Raw genomic sequence first — 15167 nt, 5'->3', positions numbered from 1 at the left:
AGTTTAGAATCCGACTCATGGATAACTTCAGCAGCATCGAATGCTTTGTGCGCAGCGCCGAAGTCGGCAGCTTTGCCGAAGCAGCCCGGCGTCTGAGCCTTACCCCCGCAGCAGTGGGCAAAAGTGTCGCCAAGCTTGAGGCGCGGTTGGGCGTACGCCTGTTCCAGCGTAGTACCCGCAGCCTGACACTGACAGAAGCCGGACACCGTTTTCTGGCGGAGGTTGGGGCTAGCTTCATCACCATTCAAAATGCCGTTGCCAATCTGGCGAGCTCGGAAGGGCAGCCAGCCGGTACGCTCAAAGTAAGCATGGGCACTGTATTCGGGCGGCTTTACATCATGCCGCTGCTGGCCGGGTTTCTGCATCGTTACCCGGCAATCACACCGGATTGGCATTTTGATAATCGACAGGTCGATCTGATCGCCCAAGGATTTGATGCGGCCATTGGCGGCGGTTTCGACCTGCCTCAAGGCGTCGTAGCACGCAAGCTGGCACCTGCGCATCGAATCCTGGTGGCGTCACCGGGTTATCTGGCTGAACAGCCACGCATTGAGCACCCGGAAGATTTGCAGGCACATCCGGGGATTCTGATCCGCTCGCCCCAGACCGGCCGGATCCGTTCCTGGCCCTTGACCAGTCGCGCGCATGAGTACAGCCCTCTGAGCCTGAAGCCGCGCATGACCATGAGTGACTCGGAAGCGGCATGCTCTGCCGCCGAGCAAGGCCTGGGCATTGCTTTGGTGAGCATGCCATTCGCCGTGCCTTATTTGCGTAGCGGACAGCTAAGCCGCGTGTTACCGGACTGGTATGTCGATGACGGCAATATTTCTCTCTATTACAGTGAGCACAAATTGCTGCCGGGCAAGACTCGGGCATTTGTAGATTTTGTGCTTGAGCAGTTTGCCAGTCAGGGACTGGCCAGAACATTCAGTGCGGTATAACCCTTCTCAATGGAATTGTTTCAACATGGATATTCAGGCCAACGCCGCATTACTGATCATTGACATGCAACAAGGCATCCAGCATCCAAAACTGGGGCGGCGCAACAATGCTCATGCAGATGAGCAGATGCTCAAATTGCTGCAAGCCTGGCGGAGAACGCAGCGGCCGGTCATTCATGTCAGGCATTTTTCCCGCGAGCCTGAATCGGTGTTCTGGCCTCAACAGTCCGGCGTTGACTATCAGCCGGCTTTTTTGCCGATGGAAGGCGAGCGCGAATTGCGCAAAGAGGTGCCGGATGCGTTTTGCAATTCGCCGCTAGAAGAATGGTTGAAAAGCGAAGCCATCACTCAGTTGATCATAGTGGGCGTCGTGACCAATAACTCGGTCGAGTCCAGTGCGCGATCGGGCGGCAACCTCGGCTTTGAGGTGATAGTGCCTCATGACGGATGTTATACCTTCGACACACCTGACTTCTTCGGTACCCCGCGCAGTGCGGAAGATGTACATGCTATGTCTCTGGGCAATCTGCATGGAGAGTATGCGACGGTAATGGCCACCGAAGCGCTATTGAGCAGACTCTGATCAAGGGTTTTGCAGGAACACCACGTAACCTTTAAACCAGGCATTGTCTTGCAGACTGGCTGGCGCTTGCCATTCGCCGCCCTGCATCAGGCCGATCTTGAACGGCAGGCCTAGTCGAGCCACACGGGGCAGGTAAGCGTCGTAGTCGGGAATGCTGTGGCGGCCCTGATAGGTTTGCACCACCACCTCATCGATCACGCCTTTGAGTTCGCCGATAACAGCGGTATCTGCATGGCTGCTCCAGTCCAGCAAGCCGGTGATACTCAGGCGATAGTCCGCAGGCAGGCGTTTGCGCACGTCGCGCAGAAACGTCACGTATTCGTCGAGGTAGCGGGTACGGGCGTCAAAGTCGATCTGGACACCGACCACCCGGCTTCCTGTATCACGCCAGCGTTTGATTTGACCCAGCAGCTGCTTATAAACCGGTTCAGGCCAGCGCAGGGTGTGAGCGCGATAGACGATCCAGATTTCGCGCTGAGGCAGTTTTGCCACGGCCATGCCTTGAGCGACGAAGTTGACTCTGCGGTGCTGTTCGCTGCGCGAGCTGCTGACCTGCCCCTGCAAGAGGTAAAGGGTTTTCGCCTGGGCCAGCACGGGCTGTGCGGTAACGCCTCCCCATAGCCAGAATGCATCGTGCTCTTCGGCGTTCACCGCCGCACTGGCTGAACCCGTTTGCAGCAGGCAAAGCAACGTCAGCCAGGTTCGCAGCGAAATTAACAATGGGTTACCAGTAATACTGCAGCGACTTGCTCCAGGGCGTGTCGGCAAATTCACTTTTGAGTTTTTTGAACCATACCTGGCGCTCTGCGGGTACCACGGCTTTACCGCCGCAGCCGTTGTTGCCTGACGGGGCATAACAGTTGATGGCGCGATACAGTGCGTAGGCTTTGTCTTCGTGGCCTGCTTTCGGATTGACGATCACCGCCTGATAGGCTGTGTGCCGGGCGAATACTCTTTTCACGTAACCAGGCGGTGTGCCGCCAAGTACATCGGGGTTGCGCTTCTCGTCCAGCGGCATGCCGTCCAGGTGGTTGCTCCGGATGAATTCGCCCATGCAGTTCAAACCTCGAGGGTTGATTGCATCTTTGGCCAGTACGGCTGCTATTTCAGCAATGCCAGGGCAGGCGTAGCCGGAGTCAGCTTCGTTGCCTTTCCAGTGAAACAGACTCAGCGACGGGCCTTGGTTGTGTACATAGCCAAGGCTGTAGCCGAGTTTCTCTGGCGACGGAGCATCTGGCAGCCGCTTGAGGTCATCGCCAAACCTGGCGAACTGACTGCGCATCAAGTCTTTGTAAAGCAGTACGAATAACGCAGTATTGCGCTCTGTTTCGCTGGCGCCTTGTGTCGTCTGCTGGATCAAGAGGTCCGCATCGGCGGTCTTGCTTAGCAGGATATAGCGCAACTTTGCCGCTTTGATGGGCGAGTCTGCGGCAAACACTTTGGCCAGTTGTTCGTCTCGCTCGTAACTCATGGCCAGTGCCAGTTGCAGTTGTTCGTTTTGCAACGGCAATTTGGCTAATGGCAACAACTGCAGCCATAACGTTTGTGCCTGCTTCCAGTCCTGACTGGCTTCCAGAGCCAGCCCTCGCAGCATTTGCTGGCTGAACGCCAGATAGCCAAGTGTGTCTGGTATGTCCGTTGGCAGCAGTTTCAACGCGCCGTCGGGATCATTTTCGACGTACAGCGCAAAAGCTGCCTGCAGATAAGTAAAGAGTTGCGGATGCCCGGCAAAGGCATCCTTCTGCGCCAGCAGAGCGGCTTTGGTCAGCGCGTTGCTGCTCCCTTCGCGCATCCACATCAGATCGTTGACAGCGGCAATGATCGGCGAATTGACAGGCGCCTTGTTCGGAGTGATCAGCTTCAGGTCGGATTCGCGGATCAGCGCTTCATCTGCAGGGCCTGCCGACTGACTGTCTTCCCCCAAAAGATGTGCTTCATAATCGGCGGCGAGCTGATTGTTATCCTGAGTCAGCCAGTGCACCCGACGCAGCAAGCCGCGAGCGGTGTTGGAGTAGGTGCCGAACGGGTAGTTGTCGACGTAGTTCTTGAAGGCACTTTCGGCGCGTCTGGCTGCGGCCAGATCTACGCGATCGGGCTTGAGTTCGCCGTATTCAAAAGCTTTTTCCTGAGCCAGGTTCAGCTCGGTACGGCCAATCATGTAGAGCGCTGTATCCTTCAGCCACTCCTGAGGATTGTCTGCCAGCAGGGTGAAACCTTTGCTCGCTTCGATAAAGCGTCCGCTGTAGAAGTCGGCTGCCGCCTGCAGGTAGTTCACGAATGACTTGCCCGCAACTGACTGGATATTACCCGGCAGCAGGCTGGTCAACTGCTCGGGTTCCCAGCCACAGGCGGAGAGCATTTGCATTCGGCTGGTTGCCAGTGCCGCACGCTCGGCCGGAGCAAGCTGTGGGGTATTGATCAATGTCTGGATGAAATGCGTGGCGGTTGTTTCGTTGTTGCTGCGGCAGCGGCTACCTTCTCCGTCGAGCAATGTATCGCCAGCCACTTGTGCAGGCTCGCGCTTGACGCCCAATGTGGCCAACATCTCATTGAGGCCAAGCGTATCAGGGCTTCCTGACGTATTTTCTTCGTTCTTCTCCGCTGCTGACTGTAAACGGTAATGCGCAAAAGGCACCTCGCCGTACCCTTCCGCCAGGTCATCCTCGGTCAGGGCTGCCGGGGTCAATCCGTGGTCTTTGGCATTAGCGAGCAACAGCCGCAAGTTCACCGAACTGTCGTTACCGGGGCTGAGGAAAGACAGGTTGCTGCATACGTCCAGATGTTCTTTGAGCAGTGACCATGTCGGGTAGCAGGAATCATCGGAACTGGCATGGGCCTGTGAACCGATGGTTGCACTCAGGGCAATGGCCAGAGCAGTGAACAAGCGGGTATGCATGGAACGTCCTTGATATCTGGGGCTCAGGAGGCGGGCGCGGGCGATGATACCTAGCGTCACCTTAACGTCCACAAGTCTCTACAGCATGCGTTTGAGCGTATTGTCTTTGCGCACAGCGTGATGCCAGAGTGCGGCAACGACATGCAAGCCAATCACGTAATAAAAAATCGACCCCAGCAGCTTGTGCAGGTCTTCCAGAGACTCCGCGAAATGTTCGGACAGAGGGAAGGGTGAAGGGATTAATATTTGTGTCAGCGGTATGGGTAGCGAGCCCTTTTCTATCAATACGGTAAACAGCCCCAATAGTGGTTGGGCCAACAGAAATGCATAAAGCAGATAGTGGGAGAGGGTGGCTGCTTGCCGCAAAAAACCTTCAAGGGGCGGAGTGATGTCCGGGGGCGTATGGCGACGTCGCTCTGCAATGCGAAATATAGCCATAACCAACACGACAATGCCGACCCAGAAATGGCTTTGCACAACCAGTGCACGCAGTTCCGAACCCCGTGAAAACTGCGTACGGCTCAGAATAAGGGCGTAGGCCAGCACAATCAAAACCGCCATGACCCAGTGAAGCCAGCGAGCCCTGTAGCTGTAGCGTGCTACGGATGTTGTGTTCACGGTGCTTTCCTTGGTTGATTTTTTGGGGGAGCGGGCCGTCGACATTGCTCGCGTTTGAGCCGCCTCTACAGGAACCGTCAGCGTTGCGGCTTGCCTTTCTGACTATCCGATACGCTCTTTTGCTTAATCTCAACAAATAATCCGTGACCTGTGCAATGACGCTTTTTTGACTGCCTTGCATCTGCTTTGTCAAAAGCAATCCTCATGCCTGAAGTGTGCGTTGCGCGAAAGCGGAATGAGGTATTTTGAGTGCATTAGACGAAGTCGAACGCTTGAATTAAACAGTCGAATTAAATGTTTGCTTTAAAAGAGCGTGCGGTTATATCCAATGATGATGGTAAATGCTGCCTATCTGTTTGACAGCTTTTTCGATTGGATCCATCTTGTCGTGGAACAGATCTGCTTGTGAGCGCGGTTTACGAGTGGGCTTGTAATGTAGCGGGCGCGTTACACCTGCGAGCAGTCAGAGGGACAAACCTTGGATTATTGTGGGGCGTTTAATTAATAAAGGGGCGCCGGGTGAATGGCGGGCCGGCAAATTTAAAAGCGGATTGGTTCTTTCGTAGGTGGCCTTCTTAAAGGTGAGTAGTTGAAGCCTGTTGGTTGGCTTTTAGAGTGCGTCATCGAGGTACCGAAGAATATCGTCACTGAGTCAGGCGCTCTATCGAGCTCCCGCCAAGGCGGCGTGCAGCGCGCTGCGTGGGAGAAATGTCAATGGAGCGTAAAAAATTGATGTTAGTGGGTGGAGGCGATCTTTGCCTGCAAATTCTGAAAATGCTAGTGCCCCGTGATGGTTTTATTTTTTACGTCGCCGGTCGCGATATTGAAAAAATAACCCGGAGTTGTAATTTTTTACGCTTGGGTTGTTTGCAGATGGGAGGAGGGACTTGCACTGTTTATCCTGTGGCGATGGACCTTGCGGAAGGCAACATTGAGGAAAACGCCGGTATCATTCATCGTATTCGTCCTGATGTTATTTTTAACAGTGCTTCCTTGCAGTCATGGCGAGTTATCACGCAACTATCCTCTGTGCACTATCAGGCGTTGGACCGTGCCCGTTTTGGCCCCTGGTTGCCTATGCACCTGGCCCCTGCCTATGAACTCATGCGGGCCATCAAGCATTCAGGCTTAAAAGTGTTCACGGTCAATGCGGCATTCCCCGACGCCGTCAATGTTGTGCTCGACAAAGTCGGCATGGCCCCCGACACCGGAATTGGCGGTGTGGCTAATCTGGTTCCTGCCATTCGACTTTCAATCGCCCGGTTAGCCCTGCGTACTCCCGAGAACGTTCAGGTCAGGCTGGTTGCGCAGCAAGGTTTTTGTCATCAGGTCGCCCGAGCGGGATTGCCGCTGGATGCGCAGTATCGACTCACCTACTGGGTGGACAACCGGGAATGTACAGGAGAGTTTGATGATGAGGTTATTTTCAAGGCGGTGTGCACACACTTTCGCAGTCTGGGTGGGGTAGACATTAATTTCTTTAACGCAATCTCTGCTATTCGGCTGCTCGAGAGTTTGCATGCTGAACATGAAATCATCACCCATGCCCCAAGCCCAAATGGGCTGCCGGGCGGGTATCCGGTTCGGGTGGGCATGGGGCAGGTTATGTTGGCGCTCCCTTATGGGGTGTCGCGTGGCGACGCCATTGCGGTCAATCAGGCGGGGCAGCGCCAGGACGGGATTCGCGCGATAGGTGCTGACGGCAGTGTCAGCTTCGAGTCTGAGAATATGGAAATCATCGAGTCACTGCTGGGGTTCGCTTTCTCGCACATGAAACTTCAGGATGTTCACCAGTGCGCGGCAGAGCTCGGCCGTAAATATAACGACTTTGCAAGCGCTGTCAGTGATGGGCGGTTAAGCCGCTAGATCGGTATTGAACCTGTGCCAGTGCCAGGCTTCATATGATTTGAACATTCATGCTTGAGCACGGACATGGACCCCCGGCCAGGAGCTGCCCGGAGGTCTGACCTGTTCAAGCGACGCGCATTGCACTGGGCTTTTCATCATGAGCGACATCCGCATTGGCATATCTGGCTGGCGTTACGTCCCGTGGCGAGGTGACTTCTATCCGAAAGGGCTGACGCAAAAAAACGAACTGAAATTCGCTTCCAGAGCGGTCAACAGTATCGAGATAAACGGATCTTTCTATGCCCTGCAGTCGCCTGACCTTTATGCGCGCTGGTATGCCGATACGCCTGATGATTTTGTGTTCAGCATCAAGGCGCCCCGCTTTATTACCCATGTGCGACGGCTGAATGACGTGGAAAAGCCCATCGCGAATTTCTTCGCGTCGGGCATTTTTCAGCTCAAAAACAAACTGGGTCCGATTCTCTGGCAGTTTCCGCCCAGCTTCAAATTCGATGCCGAGATATTCGAACACTTCCTGACGCTGCTGCCTCATGACATGAAAGAGGCCAGGCGCTGCGCTGCAGCCTGTGATGAAAAAATGCACAAACCTGGTTATCTGGACATTCCCAAGACAGGTCATCTGCGTCATGCCGTAGAAATTCGTCATGAAAGTTTCAGGGTCCCCGAGTTCATTACGTTGTTGCGCAAATACAACGTTGCGCTGGTGACGGCTGATACGGCGGGGAAGTGGCCGTATATCGAAGACCTGACCAGTGATTTTTTGTACCTGCGGCTGCACGGTGACAAGAAGCTCTATGCCAGTGGTTATAGCGACGCGGCTATTAAACACTGGGGTGAGCGTATTGATGCCTGGCGTCGCGGCTCACAACCTGCCGACGCTCATCTGGTGATGGCCAAAAGCGGTCCCGCACGCAAATCCCGGGATATTTATTGTTACTTCGATAACGACATCAAAGTCCGGGCGCCCTATGACGCACGTCAGTTGCTTGAGCGCTTCGGCCTGGCCCAGGAACTGGAAGTCGCGCCGGGCGATCTGAAAGGAGTTGAGTTTTGACCAGTGCCACAACGCCTGTTGGCGTGCGAACAGCAACCTCTGCAAACGTTTCCCTGAACGTATTGACCATGAATATGCACATGGGATTTGGCTTTCTTAATCGTCGATTCATTTTGCCCGAGCTACGCGATGCCGTTCGTACGGTGTCCGCGGACGTGGTGTTTTTGCAAGAAGTGCATGGCGAACATCAAAACCACGCGCAGCGTGTTAAAGACTGGCCGACCACCTCCCAGTACGAGTTTCTGGCAGACAGCATGTGGACCGACTTCGCCTATGGACGCAATGCGGTTTATCCCCATGGCCACCATGGCAATGCATTGCTGTCCAAGTACCCGATCAGCTTCCACGAGAACCTCGATATATCGATTCATGGCACTGAAGAGCGAGGCTTACTGCATTGCGTACTGGAGGTTCCCCATCACGGCCAGGTGCATGCGATCTGCGTGCATCTGGGCTTGCGGGAACATCATCGTCTGCAGCAGCTCAAACTGCTTGCCGAATTATTGGAACGGTTGCCTGAGGGGGAAGCAGTGATCGTTGCTGGTGACTTCAACGATTGGCGGCAACGCGCAGACGCGGTGCTGGAGGGCACAGGCCTGCACGAAGTTTTTGTCCAGCGCTTTGGTGTCCCCGCCAAGAGCTTCCCTGCACGCTGGCCGTTACTTCGGCTGGACCGTATTTACGTGCGCAACGCGACGAGCAATCGCCCCAAAGTATTGTCCAATCGTCCGTGGTCTCACCTTTCAGATCATGCACCGCTTGCTGTGGAGGTAACGTTATGAGTGACCAGGCGAATAACCGTGGGCAGTGGCAAGACGGCAATTCGGTTGAGTTGCTGATTAATGGCGAAGACTACTTCAGCCGGGTTTTTGAGTGTATTAGGGCCGCACGCAAAGAAGTGCTGCTTGAAACTTTCATCATCTTCGAAGACCGCGTTGGTGAAGCACTGCAACAGGCCCTGATTCAGGCAGCCATTAACGGCGCGCATGTCGTCGTCACGGTTGACGACTACGGCACCTCTGACCTGAGTAAATCGTTCGTCAGTCGCATGCTGGCTGCGGGGGTTCATATCCAGCTTTTTGATCCCCGGCCACGTTTAATGGGCATGCGCACCAACCTGTTCAGGCGCCTGCACCGCAAAGTAGTGGTTGTCGACGGTGAGCTGGCCTTCATCGGCGGTATCAACTACAGCGTCGACCATATGAGCGACACCGGGCTGACCGCCAAGCAGGATTATGCGGTACTGGTGCGCGGCCCTATTGTTGCCGATATACATCACTCGGCCTTGCGCTTGCTCAGCGAAGCGGTGCGAGCCAAAGTACCTGCCTTGAAGGTGGCAACCCAGCACGCGGGCAGTGCGAGAATGCTGCTGTGCGAACGCGACAATGAAGAACACACCACCGATATTGAAGAGCAGTATTTGCAGGCGATTCGCAACGCGACCCAGCGGATTACCATCGCCAATGCCTACTTTTTCCCCAGTTATCGCTTCCTGCGTGAGCTGCGTAATGCGGCGCGGCGGGGCGTCAAGGTCACGCTGATTCTGCAAGGCCAGCCAGACATGCCTTTTGTGCGGGTCTGCTCACGCCTGACTTACACCTATCTGCTGCGTGACGGGGTGAAAATCCACGAATACACCCAACGCGCCCTGCATGGCAAAGTCGCGCTGATCGACCGTGAGTGGTCAACCGTGGGCTCCAGCAACCTTGACCCATTGAGCCTGGCATTGAATCTTGAGGTGAACCTGTTCATCCGCGATCAGCATCTCAATCAGCATCTGCATGAACATTTGACGGGGCTGGCCGCCGCTCACAGTAAAGAAATGAGCCTGAAGGGCGCTGCGCGGGGTCAATGGTGGCGTACGCCAATGATCTTCCTGAGCTTTCACTTCTTGCGCCATTTTCCGGCTATTGCCGGTCTGTTCCCGGCCCATGGCATGCGTCTCAAGCCGCTTCGGACAGCCGATGTGATCCCTGAAGCCAGCGTCATTGAAAACGAACAAAGCAGCGTTGCTCAGCAGTTGAAGTCCAGTTTGCAGTCGGATCAGGAGAAGTCGTTATGAGCAAGGCTTATGAGGCGTCTTCGGATCAGCCCGCGGATCAGTCATCGGACAAGCATGGTACGAAGTGGAAGTGGGCCAAGCGCGCTTTCAACTTGTTCTTTTTCATTGCCGTGCCGGTGCTTTTGTTCTTGCTGGTGAAGAACCTTGATTGGCAGGAAGTGAAGCAAGCGTTGCAGTCTTACAAACTCAGCACCTTGGCATTGGGCGTGGTGATTGCGCTGTGCAGTTACCTGACTTATTGCTGTTTTGATGTGTTGGCGCGGTTTTATACCGGGCACAAGTTGGCGATCAAGCAGATCGTCCCGGTGGCCTTTGTTTGCTATGCCTTCAACCTTAACCTCAGTTCCTGGGTCGGGGGGATCGCCTTGCGCTATCGCCTGTACTCCCGACTTGGCCTGGATGTGCCGACCATCACTCGTATCCTGAGCCTAAGCCTGATCACCAATTGGTTGGGTTACATGATTCTGGCAGGTGGTGTTTTTTCCATGGGCTTTCTGGAGCTGCCCAAAGACTGGGCGGTTGGAACCGGAACGCTGCGGTTGATCGGCTTTGCGTTGTTGGCGGTGTCGGGGGCTTATTTGTTGGCTTGCCGGTTTTCCAAGCGTCGCTCGTGGACCATTCGCAAGCAGGAGATAACGCTGCCATCCATGAAGCAGGCGCTGCTGCAGGCCAGCCTTGGCGCGCTGAACTGGTCGCTGATGGCGCTGGTTATCTATACGTTGCTGCCGGACAAGGCGTTCTATCCAGCCATTCTCGGGGTGTTGTTGATCAGCAGTATTGCCGGGGTTATCACGCATATTCCGGCGGGGCTTGGGGTCCTGGAAACGGTCTTCATGACCTTGCTGCAGGATGAGTTCTCGAAAGGCACGCTGCTGGCGGCGTTGATTGGCTATCGAGCGATTTACTTTCTGCTGCCGCTGACGATTGCTGTGGTGGTTTATCTGGTGCTGGAGAAGCGCAGCAAGAAGATGGGTGAGAGGAATCAGGCTGAGGGTGGCGTCTGATTTGTGTACATATCCGTTATTTAGGTAACGGCTTCTATTGGTTGCGCCCTTACGGCGCCTCACTTTTGATGGATCCGGAAGCCGGCCCAGACAAAAGTAAGCAAAACGCTTTTGCCCACCACTCGGCACCTCGCTGATGCTCGGTGTACCCGCCCGCAGATCCTGAACCGTGGGCCGCCGCAACGGGCCATCCATGGCCCGATGCGGCTAACCCGGCGTCCTGCCGGGTTGCCCACGCTTCAGAATCTGCGCTCGGCCAGCGTGATTTACGGGGCGCCTCAGATCAAAATCAAAAGCAGGTCGAGTAGCTTAGCGATCTGTAGGAGCCGCCCCATTTCCTGACACAGTGCTGCCGTGCAGCACACACGGCCTCTGTAGGTGTTGGGGGTGGAGGGGAGGGCGGGGTGGACCGGCATGGATGCCGGTTTAGCCGCACCGGGCCATGGATGGCCCATTGCGGCGGCCCCACGCATCAATGTCGGATTACGGGCATGCCGAGCCACAGCGAGGCACCTAGTGGTGGGGCAAGAGCGTTTTGCTTACTTTTGCGCTGTTCAAAAGTGAGGCGCTGTAAAAGCGCAACCAATATCAGCCGTTACCGCAATAACGGATATGTACAAATAAGAAACCAAACGCCCACAAAAAAGCCCGCAACTCTCACAAGCTGCGGGCTTTTTCACAGGCGTACTCGAAGATTACTCTTCGATATTGCCCATAGCGGTCGTGTTGAAACCACCATCCACATACATGATTTCGCCGCTGATGCCGGACGCCAGATCCGAACACAGGAACGCGCCAGCATTGCCGACTTCATCAATGGTCACGTTACGACGTAGCGGAGTTTGCGCTTCGTTCGCAGCCAGCATCTTGCGGAAGTTCTTGATACCCGATGCCGCCAGCGTACGGATCGGACCTGCCGATACCGCGTTAACGCGAGTGCCTTCAGGGCCCAGGCTGCCTGCCAGATAACGTACACCGGCTTCCAGGCTGGCCTTGGCCATGCCCATCACGTTGTAGTTAGGCATGGTGCGCTCGGCGCCCAGGTACGACAGAGTCAGCAGGCTGCCATTGCGGCCTTTCATCATCTCGCGACCGGCCTTGGCCAGTGCCACGAAGCTGTAGGCGCTGATGTCGTGAGCGATACGGAAACCGTCACGGGTGGTGGCTTCAGTGAAGTCGCCATCCAGTTGGTCGCCTGGAGCGAAGCCGACGGAGTGAACGATCACGTCCAGGCCGTCCCACTTCTTGCTCAGGTCTTCGAAGACCTTGGCGATTTCTTCATCGCTGGCGACGTCACAAGGGAAGCACAGCTCAGGGCCCGACCCCCAGCCAGCGGCGAATTCTTCGACGCGACCTTTGAGTTTGTCGTTCTGGTAGGTGAAAGCAAGCTCTGCACCCTCGCGATGCATGGCGGCAGCAATACCGGATGCGATGGACAGTTTGCTAGCGACACCGACGATCAGGACGCGCTTACCGGCGAGAAAACCCATGTGTTGTTCCTCTTCAGGTTAATCGACAGCTACTGGTGCCAAAAAGGCGGCTTCCAGCAGCTGCTGTGTATAAGAATGTTGCGGTGCGGCAAAGATTTCTTGCGCATCACCCTGTTCGACCACTTGGCCCTGCTTGACCACCATCAACTGGTGACTGAGGGCTTTGACGACAGCCAGGTCATGGCTGATAAACAAATACGTCAGGTTGTACTTGGTTTGCAGTGAGCGCAGTAGCTCGACTACCTGACGCTGAACTGTCCGGTCGAGCGCCGAAGTGGGCTCGTCCAGCAGAATCAGCGCCGGTTTCAAAACCAGTGCCCGGGCAATGGCGATCCTCTGCCGTTGCCCACCGGAGAACTCGTGAGGGTAGCGGTGCCGGGTTTCCGGATCCAGTCCTACCTCTCTAAGCGCTTCGATAATCGCCGTTTCCTGCTCCGCCGCCGTGCCCATGCGGTGAATTCGCAGGCCTTCGCCGACGATTTCACCGACTGACATTCGCGGGCTCAGGCTGCCAAACGGGTCCTGAAAAACCACCTGCATCTGTCGACGCAACGGACGAATCTGCTGCTGCGACAGGCAGTCTAGCGTCTCGCCCTGAAAACGGATGACACCCTGGCTACCGATCAGACGAAGTATCGCCAGGCCTAACGTCGATTTGCCCGAGCCGCTTTCGCCGACAATCCCCAGCGTTTGCCCTTTGGGCAAACTGAAGTGGATGCCGTCCACAGCCTTGACGTGATCGACGGTCCGTTTGAACAGGCCCTTCTTGATCGGAAACCAGACCCGCAAATCCTCGACTTCCAGCAGCGGTGCACCAGCCGGGTTGGCCGCTGGGCCGCCGCTGGGTTCTGCACTGAGCAGAATTTTGGTGTACGGATGCTGGGGCGAACGAAACAATTCGTCACAGGACGCTTGTTCGACGATGCAACCGCGCTGCATGACACATACGCGGTTGGCTATTTGCTTCACAACGTTCAAATCATGGCTGATCAGCAGCAAAGCCATGCCCAGACGTGCCTGCAGTTCCTTGAGTAATTCGAGGATTTTCAGCTGTACCGTCACGTCCAGCGCAGTGGTGGGCTCGTCGGCAATCAGCAACTCCGGCTCGTTGGCCAGGGCCATGGCGATCATCACCCGTTGCCGTTGGCCGCCCGATAATTCATGGGGCAGGGCTTTCAGGCGTTTCACCGGTTCCGGGATGCCCACCAGTTCCAGCAACTCCAGGGTACGGCGGGTGGCGTCCTTACCGGTCAGGCCTTTGTGCAGACCGAGGACTTCGTTGATCTGCTTCTCGATCGACTGCAGTGGATTAAGCGAAGTCATCGGCTCCTGGAAGATCATCGCGATGCGATTACCGCGAATCTTGCGCAGTTTTTTCTCGTCCAGAGTCAACAGGTCCTGACCGGCATAGCGAATGCTGCCGCTCGGATGACGAGCCAAGGGGTAGGGCAGCAGGCGCAGAATCGAGTGTGCGGTGACCGATTTGCCCGAGCCGCTTTCGCCCACCAGCGCCAGGGTTTCGCCTCGGCGAATGTCAAAATTGATGCCTTCGACCACGCGCTGACAGCCTTCGCCGGACACGAACTCGACGGCCAGATCGCGGATCTCGATCAGATTGTCATTGTTCATTTCATTTCCTTGGGTCGAAAGCATCGCGGGCGGATTCGCCGATGAACACCAGCAGGCTCAACATCAGGGCCAGCACCGCGAACGCGCTGATGCCCAGCCATGGAGCCTGGAGATTGGATTTACCCTGGGCAACCAGCTCGCCCAGTGACGGCGACCCGGCGGGCAAGCCAAAGCCCAGGAAGTCCAACGCGGTCAGGGTGCCGATGGCGCCGGTGAGGATAAACGGCATGAAGGTCATGGTCGAAACCATGGCGTTGGGCAGGATATGGCGGAACATGATCGCACCGTTTTCCATGCCCAGTGCCCGTGCGGCGCGCACGTATTCCAGATTGCGCCCACGCAGGAATTCGGCCCTTACGACATCCACCAGGCTCATCCAGGAAAACAGCAGCATGATGCCCAGCAGCCACCAGAAGTTGGGCTGAACGAAGCTGGCGAGGATGATCAGCAGATACAGCACCGGTAACCCGGACCAGACTTCCAGAAAGCGTTGCCCCACCAGATCCACCCAACCGCCATAGAAACCCTGCAAGGCACCGGCGATGACGCCGATGATTGAGCTGAGCACGGTCAACGTCAGGGCAAACAGCACCGAAATCCGGAAGCCGTAGATCACTCGCGCGAGTACGTCACGGCCCTGATCATCCGTACCAAGCAGGTTTTCCGCGGAGGGTGGGGCAGGGGCCGGGACTTTCAGGTCATAGTTGATGCTCTGGTAGCTGAACGGGATCGGTGCCCACAACGTCCAGCCGCCTTTGGCTTCAAGCAATTCCTTGATGTAGGGGCTCTTGTAGTTGGCTTCCAGCGGGAATTCACCGCCAAAGGTGGTTTCTGGATAACGCTCCAGCACCGGGAAGTACCAACTGCCGTCATAACGTATGGCCAGCGGTTTGTCGTTGGCGATCAGCTCCGCGCCCAGGCTCAGGACGAAGAGGATCAGGAACAGCCACAGCGACCACCAGCCGCGCTTGTTGGCTTTGAAACGCTCGAAGCGTCGACGATTCAGAGGAGACAACTTCAT

13 protein-coding genes are annotated in these 15167 nt (G+C 56.0%); 7 read left to right on the top strand and 6 right to left on the bottom strand.

Features of this window, described 5'->3' with window-relative positions:
- Nucleotides 1-17 precede the first annotated feature (17 nt).
- Together ACYASS_RS07975 and ACYASS_RS07970 are read left to right on the top strand one after the other, a co-directional pair.
- Entirely contained in the window at nucleotides 18-941 is a 924-nt protein-coding gene (locus tag ACYASS_RS07975) for a LysR family transcriptional regulator (RefSeq protein ID WP_463585732.1), read from the top strand.
- Between the two features lie 25 nt (nucleotides 942-966).
- Nucleotides 967-1524, top strand: coding sequence for a cysteine hydrolase family protein (locus ACYASS_RS07970; protein ID WP_463585731.1), 558 nt, complete (start codon nucleotides 967-969; stop codon nucleotides 1522-1524).
- Here ACYASS_RS07970 and ACYASS_RS07965 read toward each other — a convergent pair whose 3' ends face one another.
- From ACYASS_RS07965 to ACYASS_RS07955, 3 genes are all read right to left on the bottom strand, one after another.
- Nucleotides 1525-2244, bottom strand: a complete 720-nt coding sequence (locus ACYASS_RS07965) for a DUF3142 domain-containing protein (RefSeq protein WP_463585730.1) — start codon at nucleotides 2242-2244, stop codon at nucleotides 1525-1527.
- A 4-nt stretch (nucleotides 2245-2248) separates the two neighbouring features.
- Nucleotides 2249-4420, bottom strand: a complete 2172-nt coding sequence (locus tag ACYASS_RS07960) for a PA5441 family protein (RefSeq protein WP_463585729.1) — start codon at nucleotides 4418-4420, stop codon at nucleotides 2249-2251.
- Between the two features lie 78 nt (nucleotides 4421-4498).
- On the bottom strand, nucleotides 4499-5038 hold the full coding sequence (locus tag ACYASS_RS07955) for a cytochrome b (RefSeq protein WP_463585728.1): 540 nt from the start codon (nucleotides 5036-5038) through the stop codon (nucleotides 4499-4501).
- Nucleotides 5039-5752: 714 nt separating this feature from the next.
- Here ACYASS_RS07955 and ACYASS_RS07950 point away from each other — a divergent pair.
- The 5 genes from ACYASS_RS07950 (at nucleotide 5753) to ACYASS_RS07930 (ending at nucleotide 11027) form a co-directional block, all read left to right on the top strand.
- Nucleotides 5753-6904: a hypothetical protein gene (locus tag ACYASS_RS07950; RefSeq protein ID WP_463585727.1), complete on the top strand. Its 1152-nt coding sequence runs from the start codon at nucleotides 5753-5755 to the stop codon at nucleotides 6902-6904.
- A gap of 139 nt (nucleotides 6905-7043) precedes the next feature.
- Nucleotides 7044-7961, top strand: a complete 918-nt coding sequence (locus ACYASS_RS07945) for a DUF72 domain-containing protein (RefSeq protein WP_463585726.1) — start codon at nucleotides 7044-7046, stop codon at nucleotides 7959-7961.
- Nucleotides 7958-8743, top strand: coding sequence for an endonuclease/exonuclease/phosphatase family protein (locus tag ACYASS_RS07940; protein ID WP_463585725.1), 786 nt, complete (start codon nucleotides 7958-7960; stop codon nucleotides 8741-8743). Before ACYASS_RS07945 ends, ACYASS_RS07940 begins: the two co-directional genes overlap by 4 nt.
- Nucleotides 8740-10023 (top strand): cardiolipin synthase ClsB, encoded by a 1284-nt coding sequence (gene clsB, locus ACYASS_RS07935; protein WP_463585724.1) that lies wholly within the window; start codon nucleotides 8740-8742, stop codon nucleotides 10021-10023. The genes ACYASS_RS07940 and clsB overlap by 4 nt, the downstream gene beginning before the upstream one ends.
- A complete protein-coding gene (locus tag ACYASS_RS07930; protein WP_463585723.1) occupies nucleotides 10020-11027 on the top strand; it encodes a lysylphosphatidylglycerol synthase domain-containing protein in 1008 nt (335 codons plus the stop codon). The genes clsB and ACYASS_RS07930 overlap by 4 nt, the downstream gene beginning before the upstream one ends.
- Nucleotides 11028-11722: 695 nt before the next feature.
- On the opposite strand, the gene fabI is transcribed toward ACYASS_RS07930, so the two are convergent.
- From fabI to ACYASS_RS07915, 3 genes are read right to left on the bottom strand one after another with little or no spacing between them, the layout of a single operon-like run.
- Complete coding sequence (fabI, locus tag ACYASS_RS07925) at nucleotides 11723-12517, bottom strand: enoyl-ACP reductase FabI (RefSeq protein ID WP_099267271.1); 795 nt, start codon at nucleotides 12515-12517, stop codon at nucleotides 11723-11725.
- A gap of 18 nt (nucleotides 12518-12535) precedes the next feature.
- Nucleotides 12536-14146 (bottom strand): ABC transporter ATP-binding protein, encoded by a 1611-nt coding sequence (locus ACYASS_RS07920; protein WP_087274481.1) that lies wholly within the window; start codon nucleotides 14144-14146, stop codon nucleotides 12536-12538.
- A gap of 1 nt (nucleotide 14147) precedes the next feature.
- A complete protein-coding gene (locus tag ACYASS_RS07915) occupies nucleotides 14148-15167 on the bottom strand; it encodes an ABC transporter permease (protein WP_463585722.1) in 1020 nt (339 codons plus the stop codon).

The sequence above is a fragment of the Pseudomonas sp. HP_14 genome (genome assembly GCF_055283875.1).
This window is presented reverse-complemented; position numbering and strand designations above follow the sequence as displayed.